This is a genomic window from Candidatus Sororendozoicomonas aggregata (assembly GCF_031528575.1).
Taxonomy (GTDB): domain Bacteria; phylum Pseudomonadota; class Gammaproteobacteria; order Pseudomonadales; family Endozoicomonadaceae; genus Endonucleibacter; species Endonucleibacter aggregata.
The window spans coordinates 1-21498 of record NZ_JAVLSP010000071.1; the positions used below are offsets into that span (position 1 = coordinate 1).

General features: G+C 50.1%; 11 protein-coding genes and 1 pseudogene. 5 read left to right on the forward strand and 7 right to left on the reverse strand.

Annotated elements, in window-relative coordinates; translation table 11 throughout:
- Positions 1–187: 187 nt before the first annotated feature.
- From plsB to V4C51_RS12890, 5 genes and pseudogenes are all read left to right on the forward strand, one after another.
- Positions 188–2671, forward strand: coding sequence for a glycerol-3-phosphate 1-O-acyltransferase PlsB (gene plsB / locus V4C51_RS12870; protein ID WP_330926578.1), 2484 nt, complete (start codon positions 188–190; stop codon positions 2669–2671).
- A 239-nt stretch (positions 2672–2910) separates the two neighbouring features.
- Positions 2911–3948 carry a quinolinate synthase NadA gene (gene nadA, locus V4C51_RS12875; RefSeq protein ID WP_330926579.1) on the forward strand — a complete coding sequence of 346 codons (1038 nt, stop codon included), beginning with the start codon at positions 2911–2913 and terminating at the stop codon, positions 3946–3948.
- A gap of 16 nt (positions 3949–3964) precedes the next feature.
- A pseudogene (locus V4C51_RS12880) lies at positions 3965–4180 on the forward strand (tyrosine-type recombinase/integrase); the annotation flags it as partial.
- Positions 4181–4370: 190 nt separating this feature from the next.
- Positions 4371–5438, forward strand: coding sequence for a helix-turn-helix domain-containing protein (locus V4C51_RS12885; RefSeq protein WP_330926580.1), 1068 nt, complete (start codon positions 4371–4373; stop codon positions 5436–5438).
- Positions 5410–5904, forward strand: coding sequence for a PIN domain-containing protein (locus tag V4C51_RS12890; protein WP_330926581.1), 495 nt, complete (start codon positions 5410–5412; stop codon positions 5902–5904). Before V4C51_RS12885 ends, V4C51_RS12890 begins: the two co-directional genes overlap by 29 nt.
- A 1-nt stretch (position 5905) precedes the next feature.
- On the opposite strand, the gene V4C51_RS12895 is transcribed toward V4C51_RS12890, so the two are convergent.
- The 7 genes from V4C51_RS12895 to V4C51_RS12925 form a co-directional block, all read right to left on the reverse strand.
- Complete coding sequence (locus V4C51_RS12895) at positions 5906–8944, reverse strand: type I restriction endonuclease subunit R (RefSeq protein ID WP_330926582.1); 3039 nt, start codon at positions 8942–8944, stop codon at positions 5906–5908.
- 319 nt (positions 8945–9263) lie between these two features.
- On the reverse strand, positions 9264–10619 hold the full coding sequence (locus V4C51_RS12900; protein WP_330926583.1) for a restriction endonuclease subunit S: 1356 nt from the start codon (positions 10617–10619) through the stop codon (positions 9264–9266).
- On the reverse strand, positions 10612–13059 hold the full coding sequence (locus tag V4C51_RS12905; RefSeq protein ID WP_330926584.1) for a type I restriction-modification system subunit M: 2448 nt from the start codon (positions 13057–13059) through the stop codon (positions 10612–10614). The genes V4C51_RS12900 and V4C51_RS12905 overlap by 8 nt, the downstream gene beginning before the upstream one ends.
- A gap of 381 nt (positions 13060–13440) precedes the next feature.
- Complete coding sequence (locus V4C51_RS12910) at positions 13441–14892, reverse strand: M48 family metalloprotease (RefSeq protein WP_330926585.1); 1452 nt, start codon at positions 14890–14892, stop codon at positions 13441–13443.
- 770 nt (positions 14893–15662) lie between these two features.
- The gene (locus V4C51_RS12915) at positions 15663–16955 is read right to left on the reverse strand and encodes a M18 family aminopeptidase (protein ID WP_330926586.1); all 1293 of its coding nucleotides are present in this window, start codon (positions 16953–16955) and stop codon (positions 15663–15665) included.
- A gap of 204 nt (positions 16956–17159) precedes the next feature.
- Positions 17160–20255, reverse strand: a complete 3096-nt coding sequence (locus tag V4C51_RS12920) for an efflux RND transporter permease subunit (RefSeq protein WP_330926587.1) — start codon at positions 20253–20255, stop codon at positions 17160–17162.
- Positions 20252–21343 carry an efflux RND transporter periplasmic adaptor subunit gene (locus tag V4C51_RS12925; protein ID WP_330926588.1) on the reverse strand — a complete coding sequence of 364 codons (1092 nt, stop codon included), beginning with the start codon at positions 21341–21343 and terminating at the stop codon, positions 20252–20254. The genes V4C51_RS12920 and V4C51_RS12925 overlap by 4 nt, the downstream gene beginning before the upstream one ends.
- Positions 21344–21498: the final 155 nt, after the last annotated feature.

The window sequence follows — 21498 nt, forward strand, 5'->3', positions numbered from 1 at the left end:
TTCGTGAGGAGAATAGCGGGACTATTTGACGAACAAAAGCGACTTTTTAGACCCATTTATCGTAGCCGCGGTAGGAGCATGACTTTTAAGACTGCTTCTCACTACTACAGAGCTGGATGCGCGCCACATGTTATAAGAATGCTCATCCAGCGTTTGCTTTGACTAGCCCGGGCCTCTAGCGCGTTTCATGCAAAAATCCATTACCCTAAACCGTGTTGTTTTTCATAGCTGTCGTAAAATTCTCTCAAGCTGGGTAAAAACCACTGTCCGTAACAACAGCGCTGACAGTCTGAAAATAGATGCTTCCAAGCCTACTTGCTACGTGTTTCGTCATCGGTCACTGTCAGATCTGCTCATTCTTGAAAATGAGTGCATCAAGGCGGGGCTGCCTCGCCCCCATTCTGTCATCAGTCACAACAACGAAGGTGAGTATGCCTTTTTTTACCTCGGTCAACAGGAAGGGTTTATCTTTCAGCGGGAACGACCCGGCGTATCGAGAACCCTCGAAAAACTTCTGGAGCGGGTAGAAAAAAATGACATTGATGATGTGCAGATCATCCCCGTCTCTGTTTTTTGGGGAAGAACACCCGATAAGGAACAGTCTGCCCTGAAACTGCTGTTTGACTGGAACTTTAGTCTCGGTGGACGCTTCCGCAAGTTCTTGGCGACACTGTTGCATGGCCGAAACACCCTGGTTCATTTCAGTCCGGCATTGTCATTGCGAAAACTGACCGATGAAGGTTATGACCATCAACGCACGCTGAGAAAAATTGGCCGGGTTCTGCGCGTCCATTTCCGGCAATTGAGCACCTCGATTATTGGCCCTGACCTCTCGCACCGTCGTACACTGGTCAATGGCCTGATTAACAGTCCCCATCTCCAGCGGGCAATTGCGGAAGAAGCCAAAAGTAAGAACATTACCCGAGAAGAAGCCGAATATGCCGCCAAAACATACGCCGATGAAATTGCTTCAGACTTTTCGTTTTCCGCTATTCGTTTTCTGGACATTGTGCTGACCTGGTTCTGGAACAAACTGTATAATGGCGTCAGCATCCATAATATAGAGCCGGTAAAAGAGCTGGCGAAAACCCATACTATTATTTACGTGCCCTGTCACCGCAGTCATATAGATTACCTTCTGCTGTCTTATGTTCTTTATTACCAGGGGTTAACCCCACCGCACATTGCCGCCGGCATTAATCTGAATATGCCCTTTGTGGGCAAAATTCTGCGTAAATCCGGCGCGTTTTTTATGCGCCGTACGTTCAAGGGCAACCCCCTCTACAGCAGTGTATTTCATGAATACATGTATACCCTGGCCAGTCGGGGGTTTCCCATGGAATATTTTATTGAGGGTGGGCGCTCACGCACTGGCAGAACCTTGTCACCAAAAACAGGCATGCTGTCCATCTCCCTGCGCAGCTATTTACGGGACAACCGCAGACCCGTCAGTTTTGTTCCGGTTTATATTGGCTATGAAAAACTGCTGGAAGTGGGCACCTACCTCGGTGAGCTTCGTGGTAAAACAAAAAAGAAAGAGTCTCCTTTGGATATTTTCCGCACCCTGGCCGCGTTAAACGATAATTTTGGTAAAGCCTGGGTGAATTTTGGTAATCCCATCCACCTGGACAAATTTCTCGATCAGGCAGTTCCTCACTGGCGTCAAGCCAACCCCGATGACCTGAAACCGGCGTGGCTGAAAGGCGCCACTGATGAGCTTGCCCGAAAAATAGTCAGCCGAATCAATTCAGCGGCGACCATCAACCCGGTGAACCTTGTCGCCATGGCGTTGTTGTCAACGCCGCGTCATGCCCTTGGTGAGCAGGAGCTCTTGCTACAGCTTGACACTTATACCTCCTTGCTGCGCCGAATGCCCTACAGTAATAAAACCGTGATTACTGACCTCAAACCCGCGGCAATGATTGCGTACGTTGAAAAGCTCAGGCTGATCACACGACAAAGTGACTCTTTGGGTGATATCTTTCGGATGAACGACAAAACCGCGGTTCAAATGACTTATTACCGCAATAATGTCTTGCATATCTTTGCTATCCCGTCACTGATCAGCTGTTTATTTGTCAATAACAACCGGATGAGTCGTAAGGAAGTCCTGCGGATTTGCTCTATACTTTACCCGTATCTAAGTTCCGAGCTATTTATTGAATGGCGTCCTCGTGCCTTTTTGAAAGTCGTCAGTCAGTCCCTCAACGCGATGGTGGACAGTGGTTTAATTGTCCGTGATGGCACAGCGCGTTACGTCAAACCCGACACCGCCTCTACAGCTTCTATTCAGCTGAGCGTGTTCTCCCGGGCAATTATTCAAACCCTTGAGCGCTTCTATATGACCATCAGTATTCTGATCAGCCATGGTAACGGTACGATTGAGCAAGGCGCATTGGAGAACCGGGCACGAGACCTTGCCCAGCGACTGAGTATTATTCACGGGCTGAACGCGCCTGAATTTTTTGATAAATCCCTGTTTAAAGGGTTTATTGAGGCCCTGCGCAAAGAAAAAATGATTGAAATAGCCCAAAACAATGCCATCACTTTTGACCATCAGGTGATCCAGGCAGCAGAAGAAGCCTTTAAAGTGCTTGGTTCAGAGATACGTCACAGTATTGAACAACCAACAATGTCCGGGGCCATTTCCGCGGAGCAAGCACCCCATTAAACGTGAACTCAGGTTAAAGCGCGGCAGACCTTGCGTGTAGCCGAGGGTTGAAAATGCCACGGCTGCCGTTTTCTGTCCCTTTATGATTCCGACACAGGCGGGAATGATGAAGACTTTTTGGACAGCTTCTTAATCAGGTATTTTGTGGTAGTATGCGTACCTCATGATATCAGCAAATAGAGAAAAGAGCACTTCAGTACAGGCTATCTCCCACGAAGTGCGTCTGGTTAACAAAGCCTATGAGCGCAGTAAATCTGAGAAAGACCGGTCAGGACTACCTTCATGGTAGTATTGCCGCACAACAGTTGGATACTCCACAAGAGGACGCTAAAAAAGCACGAGCCTGTGAGCTGCTCGATAAGCGCCAGGCAGTAATGATTGCCCATTATTATACCGACCCTGTTATTCAGGCCCTGGCAGAAGAAACAGGCGGTTTTATTGGTGACTCCCTGGAAATGGCACGTTTTGGTAGCCGTCATCCGGCGTCTACATTAGTGGTTGCTGGCGTGCGTTTTATGGGGGAAACCGCAAGCATTCTGAGTCCTGAAAAAACTATTTTGATGCCCACTCTTAACGCTGAGTGCTCTTTGGATCTGGGTTGCCCCGTGGATGAATTTTCTGCATTTTGTGATCAACACCCTGAGCGGGAAGTCGTTGTCTATGCTAACACCTCAGCCGCGGTAAAGGCTCGTGCTGACTGGGTGGTTACTTCGAGCTGCGCGCTGGATATTGTTGATCACCTCGACGCGCAGGGAAAAAAGATTATCTGGGGGCCGGATAAATACCTTGGCCAGTATATTATCAACCAGACCGGCGCGGACATGTTACTGTGGAACGGTAGCTGCATTGTGCACGAAGAGTTCAAAGCCAAAGGGATTGTTGACCTGAAAACCGTTTACCCGGACGCTGCCGTACTGGTTCACCCGGAATCGCCTGAATCCGTTGTGGAACTGGCCGATGTCGTTGGTTCAACCAGCCATTTGCTCAAAGCATCGAACGAACTGCCCAATCAGCAGTTTATCGTGGCCACTGACCGTGGCATTTTCTACAAAATGCAGCAGGCGTCCCCTGAAAAAACGTTTATTGAAGCGCCAACCCGAGGTAGCGGTGGCACTTGTCAAAGTTGTGCCCACTGTCCGTGGATGGCAATGAACTCCCTTGACGCATTGCTGGCGTGTCTGGAGGCGCCCTCAGACAAACATCAGATTGTCGTACCACAAAAGATGCGAACAAAAGCGCTGATTCCTTTGGAGCGTATGCTGAACTTTAACAGATAAAGCCCGTAATTTCCGGTTTCATGACCTTCGCCACAGCTTTGCCAGCAACCTGGTCATGGCCGGAGTCAACCTGAACCATGTCCGGGAATTTCTGGGGCATGAGTCTATAGAAATGACGCTAAAATATGCGTATCTGGCTCAAGACTCTAAAGTTGATGCGATCCGTACCTTAGGTCAGTTTATGGAAAACCGATTGACCTCAAACGAGACAGCAGAGAAGCCTCAGCAGTAAAAACAATAACTTACCGTTTCCTTACGGACAGCCATCCTCAATAAAATCAACAGGATAGTCATTTTATTGATACCTGAAAGTCCGCTTTCAGGTTTTTTTCTCTCCCTTCACATTTTTGAACTTTTTTGGTTTACACTTATCTGAAAATAAGATGATTTTGTAAACCTATATTGAGAGAGAATGCAATGCTATGTTCGCAGAGCGACTAAAACGGGCGCGTACGGGGGCTAAATTGTCCCTTCGTGCAATGGGTGAAAAACTTGAGATATCCCAGACAGCTGTTCATAAGTTCGAGCAGGGTAAGCTTGTACCTGAATCGTCTTTACTGATTAAGTGGGCCAAGTGCACCGGTGTACGCCTGGAGTACTTCTTTCGCCCTGAAAGCTGCGAACTTAAGGATGTCGAGTTCCGTAAGCGCACTACGCTGCCTAAGAAAGTAGAAGCCAGCATTCAGGCCGATGTTCTCGACCAGATTGAACGCCGACTCGAGTTAAACAACCTGTTCCCTGAGCCTCCTGTCAGCCATTTTAAGCCACCAGCAGCGTCACGGGTTATTAAAACGCTGGACGATGTCGAAGCCGTTGCAGAGCATGTGCGTGATATCTGGCAGCTGGGCACCAATGCTATCCCTGATCTGATTGATGTGCTTGAGAATCAGGGCATATTGGTGTTTGTTAATGACTGTGACGACAAGCGGTTCGACGGACTGAGTGGTACCGTAGAAGGTATGCCTGTGGTTGTAGTGTCCAGTCAATGGCCTGGTGATCGGCAGCGGTTCACACTGGCCCATGAGTTGGGTCACCTGATCTTACATGACCAGCTGCCTGAGACTATCGACGAAGAATACGCTTGCAACCGCTTTGCCGGGGCATTTCTGGCACCGAAAGCATCCGTCCAGGCCATGATTGGTGAGCGGCGTACAGGGTTAGAACTGCGAGAACTCCTGTTTATGAAGCGGGAGTTTGGGTTGAGCATGGCAGCCAGTTTATACCGGTGCGCTGACCTGGCAATTATTGGCAAAGGGCAGAAAAAGTCGCTGTTTATCCGTATGACTCAGCTTGGTCTGCGCAAACAAGAGCCTGAGCCCCTAAAACATGAAACCCCTTCTCTGTTCAAGCATCTGGTATACAGGGCACTGGGTGAACAGTTTATTGGCGAATCCAAGGCAGCCGAGCTGCTGGGTATGCCTGTCTCTCGTTTTCACCAGCTCCGTATGATGGGAGACCAGGATGCAGCAGCAGTACGTCATCAGCGATAGCAATGTCATCATTGATTTAGAAGTCGCTGGCCTGATTAACGAGTTATTCCAGCTGCCCTACACCTTTGCGGTGCCTGATATATTGTTTCACGATGAGCTACAAGAGCAACACAGTTACCTGCCTGCTATGGGACTACGACAATTGTCGCTCAACTCTGAAACCATGATGTATGCGATAACCCTTAACAGCCAATACAGTAAGGCTGGCCGATACGATCTCTTTGCGCTGGCATTAGCCAAACAGGAAACCTGCCCGCTACTCACCGGTGATCAGGCACTCAGAAAAGCGGCACAGGCAGAGAAGGTTACCCTCAGAGGTACCTTATGGCTCATTGAAGGTATGGTGACACATGGCATTATCACCGTCGCGCAGGCCAATGCCGCATACGACAAAATGGAAGCCAATCAACGGCGCTTACCCTGGAAGGAAGCCAGAGCGCGCCTCAAGCGGCTAAAGCCTGCCTGAACTATCCCCCAATCAACCGCCTGACACTGTCCTTCAAGGCAGTCTTAAACGCCTCATCTTTCGCCAGTAGCCGGTAGAGCGCCATATCGTGGGCGCGCTGGTCGAGCATGACATCATCGAAGATCTCGGTGAACACCAGCTCTTTATGGTGGGCGTCCTGTGTTTGCTGGTAGCGGCGGGCAAAGTCTTCGTGCGCCTTCATGCTGTTGGCAATGTTCAGGAACTTCACCCGCTTTTCTTCAGGGGTATTGCCCCAGGCTTCAAACCAACGCTCGTTAAAGTGGTCAACAATAGTATCCAGGGTTTCCTTGTCGTCTCCACCACTGTGGGCACCCCGGGGGTTAGGGTTTTGCGGGTCAACCTCACTTTCGCTGTCATCCAGTTGAATAGAATGACTCAGCTTGACCCGTTCTAATCCGTAGGAGGTTAAATCCACGGAATCCAGCAGACCATCAATTTTATCCTGATCCGGGTCACGAACAATCAGCTTGGGCACCAGGAACTTCAGGAACCAGAACAGCATCTCCCAGCTGAGCATATCGAAGGGGATAATGGCTGCCATCTGCCCATAGATTTTAACAAACTGCTTGGCCTTGATCTTGAAGTCAGCCTTTTCTTCGTCCGTCAGCTCCAGCGCACTGTTAAACCGTTCAGCCGCAGTGTCGATAATGGGGCTGAGCTGCTGTGCATCGGCACTGGCAAAGTACCATTCGTTGAATTGCTCAACCTCAGGCCAATGGTACACCTCTGTCACATCCAGCTCAGCTTTCAGGTCATGGAGGACATTGATATCCGTGGCCCGCGACAGGGTCGTGGCCGTATAGAACGGGTCAAATGCCTTTTTAATGTCTTCCGCCTTGTTAAAGAAGTCCAGGATAAACAAGTCTTCTGTCTTTTTGCCCAGACTGGGCGCTGCCCGGTTTAAGCGAGACAGTGCCTGCACCGCCAGCACACTCTGTAGCTTTTTGTCAACGTACATCGCCGTCAGTTTGGGCTGGTCAAAGCCGGTCAGGTATTTGTTGGCCACCACCAGTAAGCGGTATTCATCTTCAGCGAACTTTTCGCGGGTATCGGTTTCTGAAAAGCCATTCATATCAGCTTCGGTGTATTCGTTTCCGTCCACCGTAGCTTTGCCGGAAAAGGCAATCAACACCTTAAACGGGTTACCCTTGTCTTTCAGGTAGCGGCAAATAGCCTGATAGTAAAGAATGGCGGCCCGGATATTCTGGGTCACCACCATCCCCTTGGCTTTCCCCTTGAGCTTTTTGGCATGGATGATATTGGGCAGAAAGTGGTCCATCATCACCTCGGTTTTCACCCCAATGCTTTCCTTGCTGCCTTCCACGTAGCCGCGCAATGCCTTCTGGGCTTTTTTGCTGTCAAACTCCGGGTTGTCTTTAATGGACTTTTCGATCTCGTAGTAGCTTTTGTAGGTGGTATAATTAGCCAGCACGTCAAGGATAAAGCCTTCCTCAATGGCCTGTTTCATGGAGTACAGGTCGAAGGGTTTAAACGTGCCGTCACTCTGGCGTACGCCAAACTTTTCCAGGGTGGTGTTTTTAGGGGTGGCCGTGAAGGCAAAGTAAGACGCATTGTTTTTCAGCTTGCGGCTTTTCATGGCGGCCAGAATCTTGTCCTGCGTGTCTTCCGGCTCACTGTCATCCTCAGCATTCACATTGCCCATGGCGCGGTTCATAGTGTCGTGGGCAGAGCCACTCTGTGAGCTATGCGCCTCATCAATAATAATGGCAAACCGGTTGTCTTTCAGGTTCGCCACGCTATCGACGATAAACGGGAACTTCTGGATGGTGGTAATAATAATCCGGCTGCCTTTCTCCATCGCCTCCAGTAACTGCCTGGAATTATGGGCCGGTGCTACCAAGCCAGAGACTTCTGAGAACTGCCGGATGTTCTCCCGAATTTGCTGATCGAGCAGTCGCCGGTCAGTCACCACAATCACCGAGTCAAACATCGGCTGGTCGGGTCGTCGTTCCCCGGCGGCTTTGGCATTGGCCGGATAGGCTTCTATGAGCTGATAGGCCGCCCAGGTGATGGAGTTAGACTTACCGGAACCTGCCGAATGTTGAATCAGATAACGTTTACCCACACCCTGCTCACTCACATCCTTCACCAGCTTACGCACCACCTGGCGCTGGTGATAACGGGGGAAGAACAAGGTTCGTTTATTTAACGGTTTGCGGGGGGAACCATCGAGGCGGACAAAGTGTTCAATAATGGCGGTGATACTGTCGCGGCTAAACACGTCTTCCCACAGGTAAGCGGATTTATGCCCGTTAGGGTTGGGCGGGTTGCCGGCACCGTCGTTATGGCCTTTATTGAAGGGCAAAAAGAAGGTGCTTTTGCCGGTAAGTTTGGTGGCCATGTACACTTCATCGGTATCCACGGCCATATGCGCCAGGCAGCGGCCAAACTGTAGTAAGGGTTGGTGTGGGTCACGGTCGTTACGGTATTGTTTCTGGCCATGGTAGCGTGCCGTTTGCCCTGTCCAGGCATTCTTTAGCTCCAGCGTGGCAAAGGGCAGGCCGTTGATAAACAACACCATGTCGATTTCTTCCAGCGGGTTGCTCTGGGAATACCGCGCCTGCCGGATACAACTGAAGACATTAGCATTGTACCGTTCTGCCACCACTGCGGTACTGTGTGCCAGTGGTGCCGGGTACATCAGAGTCAGGTGAGCGTCGTCGATATCTAATCCTTTTTTCAGCAGGCGCGACAACCCGTATTTTTGAACCATCTTGTCGTAGCGGGCCAGCACCACCTGTTGCCAGTCGGCACCCCGGCGTTTTAATTTATCAAGTTCTTCCTGCTGTGTGGCGGCCAGAAAGGCCCAGAAGCGGCCGGTATCCATGGCTAACTGGGCGTCAAAGTCCGCTGGCCAGCCCATCTGATAACCATGGTTTGGGGTGAGCAGTGGGGTGCTCTGCCCTTCCCCCAGGGTTTTCGCCTGCTCCTGCCAGGTGCCGGTAAGGTATTTTTCGATGGCAATTTCCAGTGCCTGTTCATTGGTCTGGCTGGGCATAGTAACTCCTTGAGGGGACGCAATCGGTAAACAGTGGTCGTTTGCCCCTAATAACAATGTGTCGTTTTATAGATGGTATTATCCTGTCTGTTATTGTTTGATAACAGGCGATGGTTTACCAGTGGTTATGCGTGAAAGGCGTAAAAATAACGTGATGTATCAGGGAAATGCGCCCACTAATACCAGCTTAATGTCTGTTACTTTATTTTTATGATTCACTCATTAACAGACAAGTTCAGTTATGAAACGTTCATTATGAAATCGGTGAAGGCGATAAACATTCCCACGCAAAGCGCGGGAACGAGGGTCGTAGTGGCAATCAGGCCACCTCAGGCTGGGGGACTTTGACCTTGCCGGTGACCACGCTGTTGATGAGCGTGGCACGGAACTCTTTGAGTTTGTCGATTTGCTGTTGTTGCAGGGTGATGGCCTGGTTGAGTTTGGCCGACTCGGCCTGCACATAGTCAACAATGGTATTTTGCTCTTCAATGCTCGGAAAACCTATTTCCATATCCATAAACATATGGCTATAAAAACGCAACCGCGAAGAGTGAAGTCCCGTTGATACACGATTGTAATGCTCAATATAACCCACTGTCTTTAGCAGCCACTCCAGATACAAAGGGTTAAAGCTGTTTTCAACACGCTGTCTGTAAATGCCGTATGAGGAACTGACAATGCCTGGCCTGTCTGCAACCCCCAATGCCCCCATCCATGCCCACATGATGTTAAAGACAAGGTCGTTCTTCTGGCATGTTTTTGAGCCAGTGTAATTCTCAGCCATAAACATGGTGACATTTTTTTCTGAGCGAGGCGTCACCCCTGTCATATGGGAGACTGACAACAACTCTTCCTTACCCTCTTCGGAACGCTCATCCACTTCCGTAAAAAGGTATTTTGCCCGCTTAATATCCCAATGCGCAGGCACCTCACCTATCCAGTCCACGCCGGAATCCTTCAGGGGGGCATCCGGGTCAAGGCCACGGGTGACGGCCTGCTGAATCAGGATTTGGCGGCGCTCTTTGAGCAGCTCAATTTGCCGTTCCTTCATCGCCACGGCCTGATCAATACGGGCGGTTTTTTGGTCGAGGTAGGCGGCTATGGCTTGCTGCTCTATAAAAGACGGTAGCCAGACAAAAGTGTCTTTAAGAATCGCTTTTGTCACACTGTACACTTTCACACCCTTAACACTTTTTCGTATTTGGGCACGATAAGATAACGAATCGCAAACATACGCCAGAAACCTGTGATATACCGCCCCCTGTGGGCGTGCAATGACTGTATGATAACCAGCAAAAACTGGTTTAGTTGCATTTACCAGCTGAGAAAAGTTTCCAGACCCTTCAATATCCTCTGAGGTATCAGCAAAGATAAAGTCTCCATTTGAAAGAAGCGACTTTGAAGAATCAGCTAGATACTCATCGCTAACACACTTTAGAAGATGCTTATTAGGATTAACTTCAAACCCATACTTTGAGTGCACTTCACCATAATTAACACAAGGCACACCAGTATCTTGTAGATTCTCCTTTGTAATATTCAATCCTTTACTGAACTGAAACAGGTTTCGAAACCTGTGCACCTCCCACCCAACAGGAATATCCCCCAGCCACTCAATCCCTGAGTCTTTATAGGCATCATACCGGGGCAGGTTCACCAATGGCTGCTCAACCATGGGCCACCTCCTCGCCCACCAGTGTGGCTACATCCATGCCCAGTATGTCAGCAATCAAACCTTCGCTCTGTTTCTCCAGCGTGACGATATCCTGCGCGACGGCTTCCATAGAGCGCAGTGGCGTGTGCTTGTAGAAGTATTTGTTAAAGCTCACTTCATAACCCACCTTCACCGAGGGCAGGTTGATCCAGGCATCGGCCACATGGGGGCGCACTTCCTTCAGGAAGTAGTCGTGTATATTATCCTTGAGCGGTACGGACTCCGTATCGCGGCTGTCGGCATGGCTTTCGTAGGCGCGGTATTCGTGGGGTTTGCCGCCTTCCACGGGGTAATAGCCAAAGTCGGGTAATTGCGCTTCGGCGCAGCCCAGTGTGGCTAACAATGTTTTCAGGTCTTTCTCTTTCATCACCGTTTGTTTAGCGATCACTTTTTCGGCAGAGGCGTCATACCAGCTCACGGCATTCAGAATGGCCTTTTTATCTGTAGCAGTGAACCTGGTCTTGCTCTCTTCCAGAAACAGCTTGCTGGCGGTTTTAAAGAGGCTGTCTACCTGCTGGCGGAACACATTAAAGTCGCTGAACTCGCCCTCACCCACGCCTTCCATCAGCTTTTCAGCCATCTGTAACAGCTTGCGCTGCTTCTCCCAGGTTTTTACGTCCAACAGTTTGGTGCGGTTCTTACGGTTCAGGGTAATCTCATTGTCTTCACACCAGCCCAACAGTTCTTTGCTATGGTCGGCCAGTGTGGTTTTGTCATAGACCGCCGCACCCCATTGCTCATAGGCCCATTCCATGGGTTCTTTCAGGCTTTTATCAAACCGTAACGGAGCGATGCGCTCGGCACTGAACTGCGCTTTACGCCGGTCGGGGCGCTCGATGGTGACTTTGTGGTAGCCAAAATCACTGTTATCAAACACCTTGGCCACGGGTGTCTGGCTGGCATCGTGATCAGCCTGTACGGCTTCTTCGCCCAGCATCTTCACATAATGCTCAGCAATAGCCTTTACCTGTTGGGGGGAGAACTCACAGTTTTTCTTACCCAGGTTTTTACGCAACTTGCGGAACAATTGGCTGGCATCAATCAGCTGTACCTTGCCTTTACGGTGAGCCGGTTTATTGTTGGACAACAGCCAGATATAGGTGGTAATGCCCGTGTTATAAAACAGATTATCAGGCAGCTGCGCAATGGCTTCGAGCCAGTCGTTTTCGATAATATACCGGCGAATATTGCTCTCACCGCCCCCGGCATCGCCGGTAAACAGGCTGGAGCCATTATGGACAGAAGCAATACGGGAGCCACCACTGACGCCCTGAGCCGTTTCTTTTACCGGCTTCATCTTGCTGACCATTTCCATTAAAAACAGCAGCTGGCCGTCGCTGGAGCGTGGCACGGCATCCACCCGCTCTGCCTTGCCCCAATAGTCTTTAAGGGTTACCTGAAAACGGATATCAATCACATCACTGCCGTCTTTAATAAACTGCGTCTCACTGGCCCAGCTTTTGCCGTAGGGCGGGTTAGACAGCATAAAGTCAAACCCGGTACCGCTAAACTCATCACGGCTCAGGGTGGAGCCACTGCGGATATTGGCCGGATCATTACCCTTGATCATCATATCCGACTTACAAATGGCATAGGTTTCGTCGTTCACCTCTTTGCCATACAGGTACACCCGCCCTTTAGCCTGAATAGGGCCTTCGTCATCGGTGATAAAGTTTTGGGACTCGGTCAGCATACCGCCAGAACCACAGGCCGGGTCATACACGGTAATGGTATCAGGCAACTGGTCTTTCACCGGGTCAAACACCAAATGGGTCATCAGCTCGATCACTTCCCGTGGGGTAAAGTGTTCACCGGCCTCTTCGTTATTCTCTTCGTTAAACTTACGGATCAGCTCCTCAAACACATACCCCATGCCCAGGTTGCTCAGCGCCGGCAGGCGGTTGCCGTCGTGGTCTTCGGTTTCAAAGGGCGTGAGGTTAATGTCGTCAGAGACAAACTTTTCGAGCACGCCGAACAGAACATTCTTACGCGCCATATGTTGAATTTGTGCCTTGAGGTTAAACCGGCTGATAATCTCCTTCACATTGGCACTAAAGCCGTTGAGGTAGGCTTCCAGCTCCATAGAAAGGATGTGTGGGCTATTCACTGCCTTGGCGCGGATATCTTTCAGCGTGTCTTTATTGGTGTTGTAGAACACATAGCCTGAGGCGTTGGTTAAGGGTTTGTCCTCCAGCTCCGTTAGCCCCATATCGTCTTTCTGGAAGTGGTATTCTTTCAGCACCGCTGCTTTGGTGGGTTCCAGCAGCGCGTCGAGGCGGCGCAGCACCACCATGGGCAAGATAACATCCCGGTACTTACCCCGCACGTACACATCACGCAAACAGTCATCGGCTATTGACCAGATGAACGATACCAGCTTGTTGTGGGCGCTATGATCCATAATTAGCCTACTCGGTTAGCCTGGGTTGGATGCGGCATTCATTCACCGCTGACAAAACAAGGTATCGTATCATGGGGCTGATACCCAGACACTTAGTCACGCTTAGCGCACTCGTTATCGACAGTCAGATAAAGTACAGGACATATTCAACCCTCCCATACGCGTTTCCACAATGAGGGTGTCGCAAAAGCCTCAACGCGTTCCGGCGTCATCCCGTATAGGGAATATACGGGATCTATCTCACAGGGAGGTGAAGCGCTCAAGCCGCATGATACCAAGGGGTAGACTGCCCTCCCTGGCGCATGGTTCGTACAATCCCTGTACAGCATGACGACGGAGAAAATTAAGAGTTTTGCGACACCCTCTTCACGTCGGAGGATGTCAATTGCTCATGTTCTTCCGGTAGTCATACATATCTTTAAGTTTTTTATCCAGAGCGGTTTTCAGGGCGAAGTTATTTTTCACCATTTTCTGCGCATATTGGATATGCTTGATGGCGTCATCAATATTGCCAGTCAGAAAGAAATACTCTGCCCGGGCCTGATGCAGGCCAAGAATATCCCCTGCCTGCCCTTGAGCTTCTGCCAGTTCATACCAGATATCAGGATCGTCCTGACGCCTATCGCTCAGCGCTAACCAGATATCCCTGCTGGCTTTATAGTTTTTTTGCTGGGTCAAAAGAGTCGCTTTCGTGACCATTAACGGGTAGTAATCAATATAGACTTCCAGTGCCTTATTGATGTTTTTTATCGCTACTGCCGTATTACCAGCAGCCGCGTCAAGATTGGCCTTGGCGATCAGATAATACAGATTATCAGGATTGCTTTTCAACAAAGGTTCAAGGGCTGTTTCCGCTTGTTTTATCTGATTGGTTTGAGTGGCCAGCAAGGCAATGCCATAGCGAGTAATGTCAGGGTTGCCAGAATGCCTGGTGGCTAATTCTTTGGTTAATTCGTTGAGCAGGGCATGGGGGTTGTCAGTGCTCAGGACAACGGCACGCATCCGCATCAACTGGTAACTCTCTGAATCTGTTCCTCCCTTGGCACGCATCTGGTCTGCACGGGCACGAGAGTCCGAGATCCGGTTTTCTGTTACCGGGTGGGTCGACAAAAACTCAGGGGGACGGCTACTAAAACGGTGAGCCTTGCCCATCTGTTCAAAAACATCCGACATTGCGCGAGGATCAAAGCCCGCGCGCACGAGCGTGACCATTCCCAGATTATCAGCTTCTCGCTCTAACTGCCGACTAAAACCCAATTGTGAACTCATCAGTCCAGCCATGGTACTGGTAATACCTGCGGCCCCCGCTTCGGCACCACCGGCAGCGATAAGGATAATGGACCCGAGAATAGCCGCTGCGGTAGGTAAACTGTTGTTCTTGGCATTTTCAACATTCCGGGCGTAATGTCGCTGGCTGAGGTGCGCTAATTCATGCGCCAAAACAGCAGCAAACTGAGCTTCAGAATTCGCGTTTAAAAAGAGACCCGTATTGACACCAATAATGCCTCCCGGCGCGGCGAAGGCATTAATCCTGGTATCTTTAATAATCAGCGTGGTAAGGCGATGGTCTTTGAGTTCACTGGCGGCTGAGAGGCGGGAGACCAGCCGTTCAAGGTAGTCCTTGAGCTCCGCGTCACTTTCAGTGGGGGTTTGACCGCGTATCACCTTAAGGTATCTACGTCCAAGCTCATACTCCTGCTGAGGTGAAATGATACCCGAGGTGGCATCCCCCAAACTGGGCAGATTGGCAGAAACTGCCTCCGTCCCCCGAACTGGCATTGTTGCCAACATACCGCTTAACAATAGAGCCGGCAAAAAATCCGTATATTTCATAAATGATCCATGCCTCTACGATTCACTCTGGGCAAACCCTGAGAAGCCGTCTTAACAGTCATGCTCCTACTGCGGCTACGATAAATGGGTCTGAAAAGTCGCTTTTGTTCGTCAAATAGTCCCGCTATTCTCCTCACAAAAGCGACTTTTTATCCTCTATTTCTCGCAGTCCTCGCTACGGGCAGACTTTTAAGACTGCTTCTAAGATTTATACCGCAATTAGAAAGGCCGATTGGTATAATTAGCAAAGGACTTCATACTATCTAACGCTTTAGCCGTTAACAGTGTCTTTGTATTGACAGATTGTTGGTGTTATTGGGCAGACCACGCCCCTGTAGGCATGCCGTCAGGGCTTCCTCGCGATTATTAACGGGTGAGTAAAAAGGCTGATTGACTCTGTTGGCATATATTTGTCAGCAGAGCCAGAAAATCAGTTATTGCTTAGTACAAAGACAGCCGACCTGTCGCTGAGGTTTTTAGGAGGAATACGGCTGGCATTTTTCAGCAGCGGTTTCAGTTTTGTCCGGGCGAGTCTGTCCTCGGGTCGAGATGTTGTTTCTGGGCGTAAGAACGAATAGGTCATGGTTGATGCCGTTGATCACTGTTTGTCGGGAATAGACTAAAAAAATATCGCCACTGCGATAGTCGTCCCTCCTATTCCTATCACAACCTTGTCGATTCCGCTCTTTTTTTTTGTTTTATTTTGTGTCTTTTTGTGAGTGACGCACGTGTCGGTGTGTGCGTCGTCCATAGAATTTATCGAAAGGTTGTTAGAAAGGCAGGGTTTCCATCGCTAAAAAGCGCTTGAGTACCTGCACAAGGTCGTGGGCATCTTGAGTGCCAGCCAATTCCCGAATTGAATGCATACCAAAGGTCGGCAGGCCAACATCGAGAGTACGCAGTCCCAGCTCTCCCGCGGTTAAAGGGCCAATGGTGCTGCCACACCCCATATCTGTTCGAGTCACAAAATGCTGAAAAGGAACCGCCGCCTCGCGGCTGAGCATGCCAAACAGGCTGGCTGTTTCATCGTTGCTGGCGTAGCGCAGGTTAGCATTGATTTTAATAACGGTGCCTTTGTTGATGACAGGGCCATGATTGCCGTCGTGACGGTCGCTGAAGTTTGGGTGGATGGCATGGGCATTATCAGTGGAAATCAGCATGGAATGACTCATGGCACGTGTCATGGCTTCACCATGACCGGCAATGCGCTCGAGCACGTTTTTCAGGAAAGGTCCCTGCGCACCCGTGGCGGATTTGCTGCCTACCTCTTCATGATCATTACAGACCAGCAAAGCCGTTGCGTCATTGTTTTTGTGGATAATCAGCGCGTTCATGCCCACAAAGCAGCTCAGCAGGTTGTCCAGGCGGGCGCTGGCAATAAACTCATCACGCAAGCCAATGACGGCAGGCTTGTTGGTATCATAAAAAGACAGGTCATATTCCAACACCTCTTCACAATCTGCACAACCTTCTTCAGCAAGTCGTTTCTTCAGCAGGTTGCGCAAATCACCTTTTTCCTTATCGGCCAGTTGGCAAATCACCGGTGGAATATCCGTTTGCGGATTAATAGAGCGCTTTTGATTGGCCTCTCGATCAAGGTGAATAGCCAGGCTGGGGATCACCGCCATGGGCTTTTCAAAGTTAATTAGCTGATGTTTCAGATTCCCGGCTTTATCGAGGTACTGGACGCGCCCCGCTAAGGAGAGATCACGGTCAAACCACGGGGCTAATAACACGCCGCCATAGACTTCAACGCCCAGTTGCAGGTAGCCGTGGCGAGTAATTTCGGGCTTTGGCTTCACTTTCAGGCAGGGGGAGTCTGTGTGTGCGCCCATCATGCGAAAGCCTTTATTGGCATCACCCGCGCAAAAGGCAATGATGGAAGCATCCTGACGGGTGACATAATACCGTCCCCCTTTTTTCAATGACCAGCTATCAGATTCTGACAGTGGGGTAAAACCGTGTTGTTCCAAGGTACAACGCATGGTTTTAACAGCATGATACGGAGTGGGAGAGGCATGAAGAAACGCCATTAACTCTCGATTGAATGTTTGCTGACTCATGGTGTACATCCTGCACTTGATTTTGGCTAAAAAAATACGGTGGCATTTTTGCACCTTGGGCATCAGGCTTCAAGCCTGAAAGCCTTTTATACCCATGGACTTTGCTGACGATGCTTGACCCTGAAGCCTGAGCGCTACTTCGTTGAAATGCCCGGTAATAGCTGGCTTTACCCGTTTTTTTTGCTGTTCAGAGCCTCCTTGATATTAACCCCGGCCCTCTTCCAGCTGGCGTTGCAGCGTCCGTGTTACTGCTTCGGGGGATGAGGTTTTGCGAGCCAGTAAGGCATACACTGAGGGGACCACAAACAATGTCAGGAGGCTGGCTGTAGCGACCCCGAAAAATACCACGACGCCCATGGTAAAACGGGATTCAGCACCAGCACCACTGGCCGACAGAAGCGGTATAGAGCCCGCCACCGTGGTCAATGCCGTCATGAGAATAGGCCGCAGGCGCAGCCTGGCCCCTTCGAAAATAGCTGTTTCAAAAGGGAGGCCCTTGTCCCGGAGCTGGTTGGCAAATTCAACAATTAAAATACCATTTTTAGTGGTCAGGCCGATGAGCATAATCATGGCCAGTTGGGAGTAGATGTTGATGGTTTCCCCTGTAATGAGCAGGCCGGACAGTGCGCCTGCCAGACCCAGCGGTACCGTCATAATCACGATAAACGGATGGACAAAGCTCTCAAACTGTGCGGCGAGCACCAGAAAGACAACGAAGATAGCCAAGGCAAAGATACTGTATATAGCACTTTGATTCCTGTGGTACTTCCGTGACTCCCCTTTGTAATCGATGATGGCCTGAGGAGGCAGTTGTTTAATGGCTTGCTGATCCAGAAAGCCCAGGGCATCGCCCAGGGAATAGTTGCCCACCAGGTTGGCAGAAATTGTGATACTCCTGTTTCGGTTATAGTGAGGGAGGTTGGCTGCTTTGCCCACTTCCCGGGTGGTAACCAGTGTATCCAGACGAATAAGCTGACCGGTGGTATCTGAGCGAACATACAATTGGGAAATATCACCCGGCGACAGAAATTCGCCTTCGGCGCTGGTTAAAAAGACATCGTATTGTTCACCGTGCTGAACAAAGGAGGTGGATGTCTTGCCGTTGAGCAAAATGTTCAATGTGGTGCCAATGGTTTCTGTAGAGACGCCCACTTTAGCTGCGCGCACTTTATCGATAATGACGTCCAGCTGTGGCTGGGTTTCGCTGTAGTCAGTATCAATATCCACCAGTGAGGGGTTTTGCCGCGCGGCTTTGACCAGTGTATCGGCCCAGCCTTTTACCTGTTCAAATGAGCCACCACCGACAACATACTGCACCGGTGACTCGCTTCTACCACCCACGGAAGAGGGGATAACGGGGAAGATGGACACGTTGGGGATGGAGGCCATGACATTGCGTAGTCGTGCCGCAATGGCAAAGGCATTATGGTCTCGCTGCTTCCAGTCCTTCAGGTTAACGATGGCAAAACCGCTGCTGGTACCCGAGCTACCAAATCCGGGCGAGATAAGGGTGATATTGCGAATTTCCCCGTCATTCAGAAACGGCAACAAGCGTTTCTCTATTTCTTCCATACTCTGACTCATGGCATTAAAGCTTGCCCCCTCAGGACCCTTTACCCGAATAAAAATTGCGCCGTTGTCTTCTTTAGGGGCAAAGGTTTGTGGAATAAGGGGGAACAAGGCAGCGGTCACCGCAAACGATACCAGCAGGCAACCAATACCCAGCCACTTGTGCTTGAGTGATACCTGCAAGACACGACTATAGGTGTTTTCAAGCCAGGCTATTACGTTATCGAGACGGCGCCCTGAACGGGTGGGTTTTGCCCGGGTTTTTAGCAGTTTGGAAGCCATCATAGGTGAAAGGGTCAGGGCAATAATGCTGGAAAAGAAGACAGCGCCAGCCAGTGTCAGGGCATATTCGGAAAATAACCGGCCAACGCTTCCGCCCAGAAAAGCAATGGGAACAAAGGTAACAATCAGCACCAGGGTCGTGGCGATTACGGCAAAGCCGACTTCCCGGGTGCCTTTATAAGCGGCCACTAACGGTGTTTCGCCATTTTCCAGATGGCGATGGACGTTCTCAAGCACCACGATGGCATCATCGACGACCAGCCCTATGGCCATGACTAATGCCAGCAAGGTCAGCAGATTGATGGAGTAGTCCAGAACATGAATAGCGATAAAAGCGGCAATCAGGGAAATCGGGATCGTCACGGCGGGAATCAGGGCGCTGCGGACGTTGCCCAGAAAGATGTAGATGACCAGAACCACCAGGATCATCGTCATGCCCAATGTGCTGTACACTTCGTTGATGGCGCTTTGAATAAATGTGGACGCATCGTAGGTCCAGCTGACTTCGGTGCCTTCAGGCAAGAAGGGCGCAAAGGCCTTGATGTCTTTTTTGATGGCTTTAATCACTGACAGGGGGTTGGCCTGACTCAGTGGTACAATGGCCAGTCCGACGGTGTTAAACCCGTTGGCCTTAAACAGCTTTTTGGACTCTTTCGCTCCGGGAAAGACATGGGCAACATCTTTCAGATAAACGGTGTCGCCGCTATTGTGGCGTAAGATCAGTTGTTTAAAGTCTTCAGCGGTATTGTAATCACGGCGCAGGCGCAGTTGCAGAACACGCTGTTTGCCATCAATTTCACCCCCTGGCAGTTCAATATTGTTTTTTTTAAGGGCGCTGTCGATATCCTGGGCGGTAATATTCCGTGATGCCATGGCCCTCAGGTTAAGCTCAACCCGCATCACATATTGCCGCTCGCCCATGATATCAACAGAGCTGACGCCACTGACAAGGCTGAGTCGATCCTTCAGCGTGCGGTTAGCATAATCTGTTAACGCCAGCGGCGACATTGTTTTGCTGCGCAGCATCACATACAGGACAGGGTCTTCAGAGGCGCTGCTTTTAGAAACAATGGGTTCATCAGCGTCTTCGGGCAGGTTTTTTATCACACGGGCAATGGATTCCCGTACATCATTGGCAGCACTGTCGATATTCCGGCTTTTATCAAACTCAATGCTGATTCTGGATGAGCCGTTGGCGGTGTTACTTTCGATGAACTCAATGCCCTCAATACCAGAGAGCTGTTCTTCAATGGGGGTGGTGATGCGAGATTCAACCACTTCAGCAGAAGCGCCACTGTAGCTGGTTCGGATACTGACTTTGGGTTTGGTGGTATCGGGCATCTCTCTCAGGGGCAACTTGAGAAACGTAACACTACCAAAGGTGACCAGCAGCAAGCTGATCACTATGGCTAACACGGGGCGTTTAACAGAGACATCAGACAGAATCATGGGTGACGTCCTGTGGTTTGCTTTCGCAAGGTGTCAGATCCCGTCGTTCCGGGCAGGATAGTGACTTTCAAACCCGCCCTGACTTTCACTACACCCTGATCAACAATGCGGTCATTGTCTGAGAGTCCTTCTGAGACAATGATTTTATCGCCGATGGTTTGGCCCGTTTTTATCGGGCGTTCTTCTACGATGTTGTTCTTGTTGACGAGATACACATACCGGGTATTGCCCCGAAAAAGGACGCTTCTTGCCGGAATACTCAAGACCGCGCGGGTTGGCCGTTTGAGAATAACTGCCATGGACATGCCCGGGCGAAGTTTACCGGTAGGGTTGTTCAGTATTGCTCTGACGGTAAAGGTGAGGTTTTTGGTGTTGATGCGTGGGTTGATGCTGGTAATCTTTCCTTTGAACGATTTTCCGGGCCAGGCCGGGGTATTTGCTGTCAGTACGGCGCCTGGCGTGATCTCACTTAACACGGCTTCAGGCAGATCCACGTCCAGTTTCATCTGGCTGATATCGTCCAGTGTAGTAATAACTGTGCCGGCACTGATCAAGGTGCCCAAACTGGTATTGTTAAACCCCAGTACACCATCAAAAGGCGCTGACAGGGTGTAATAATTCAGCACGGCTTTTTCTGTGATGAGGCTAGCTGCCTGCATAGCCACCTGCGCTCGCTGAGAATCCAGTTCATTCTGAGAAATGGCTTTTTGTTGAAACAGTGTTTCCATATAAGCGAGTTTACGCTGCTGATCTTTGAGGGTGATGTTAATCTCCTGTATTTTTCCGTTTTGCTCCCGTGGGTCAAGCCGCGCAAGTATCTGGTTTTTTTTAACACTGCCCCCGTCCACCAGATTCATCTGGCTAATACGACCGCTCACTTGTGGAGTAATATCAACAGACTGATTAGCCTGCAATTTGCCCATGGCCTCAATGGACTCGGATAAAGGGATGCGTTGAAGTTGAGTAATGGTGACCGTAGGCGCAGGTTTAGAGGAGGTGGCTTTCGCGAACAGGGGAAAGCTGCTCAACGTGATCATTAGCATCACTATCTGGCAGCACAAGAACGGTAGAGATAATTGCGATCGCATAATTAGTATCTTGGTTATTTTCAATAATAGTGGGGCTAACCCGGATATTTCATAAACATGCTCCTACCGCGGCTACGATAAATGGGTCTAAAAAGTCGCTTTTGTTCGTCAAATAGTCCCGCTATTCTCCTCACGAAAGCGACTTTTTATCCGCC

Coding starts and splice junctions, on each gene's coding strand:
- plsB (WP_330926578.1), top strand. CDS start 188: ATGCAAAAATCCATTACCCTAAACCGTGTTGTTTTTCATAGCTGTCGT.
- nadA (WP_330926579.1), top strand. CDS start 2,911: ATGAGCGCAGTAAATCTGAGAAAGACCGGTCAGGACTACCTTCATGGT.
- V4C51_RS12885 (WP_330926580.1), top strand. CDS start 4,371: ATGTTCGCAGAGCGACTAAAACGGGCGCGTACGGGGGCTAAATTGTCC.
- V4C51_RS12890 (WP_330926581.1), top strand. CDS start 5,410: ATGCAGCAGCAGTACGTCATCAGCGATAGCAATGTCATCATTGATTTA.
- V4C51_RS12895 (WP_330926582.1), bottom strand. CDS start 8,944: ATGCCCAGCCAGACCAATGAACAGGCACTGGAAATTGCCATCGAAAAA.
- V4C51_RS12900 (WP_330926583.1), bottom strand. CDS start 10,619: ATGGTTGAGCAGCCATTGGTGAACCTGCCCCGGTATGATGCCTATAAA.
- V4C51_RS12905 (WP_330926584.1), bottom strand. CDS start 13,059: ATGGATCATAGCGCCCACAACAAGCTGGTATCGTTCATCTGGTCAATA.
- V4C51_RS12910 (WP_330926585.1), bottom strand. CDS start 14,892: ATGAAATATACGGATTTTTTGCCGGCTCTATTGTTAAGCGGTATGTTG.
- V4C51_RS12915 (WP_330926586.1), bottom strand. CDS start 16,955: ATGAGTCAGCAAACATTCAATCGAGAGTTAATGGCGTTTCTTCATGCC.
- V4C51_RS12920 (WP_330926587.1), bottom strand. CDS start 20,255: ATGATTCTGTCTGATGTCTCTGTTAAACGCCCCGTGTTAGCCATAGTG.
- V4C51_RS12925 (WP_330926588.1), bottom strand. CDS start 21,343: ATGCGATCGCAATTATCTCTACCGTTCTTGTGCTGCCAGATAGTGATG.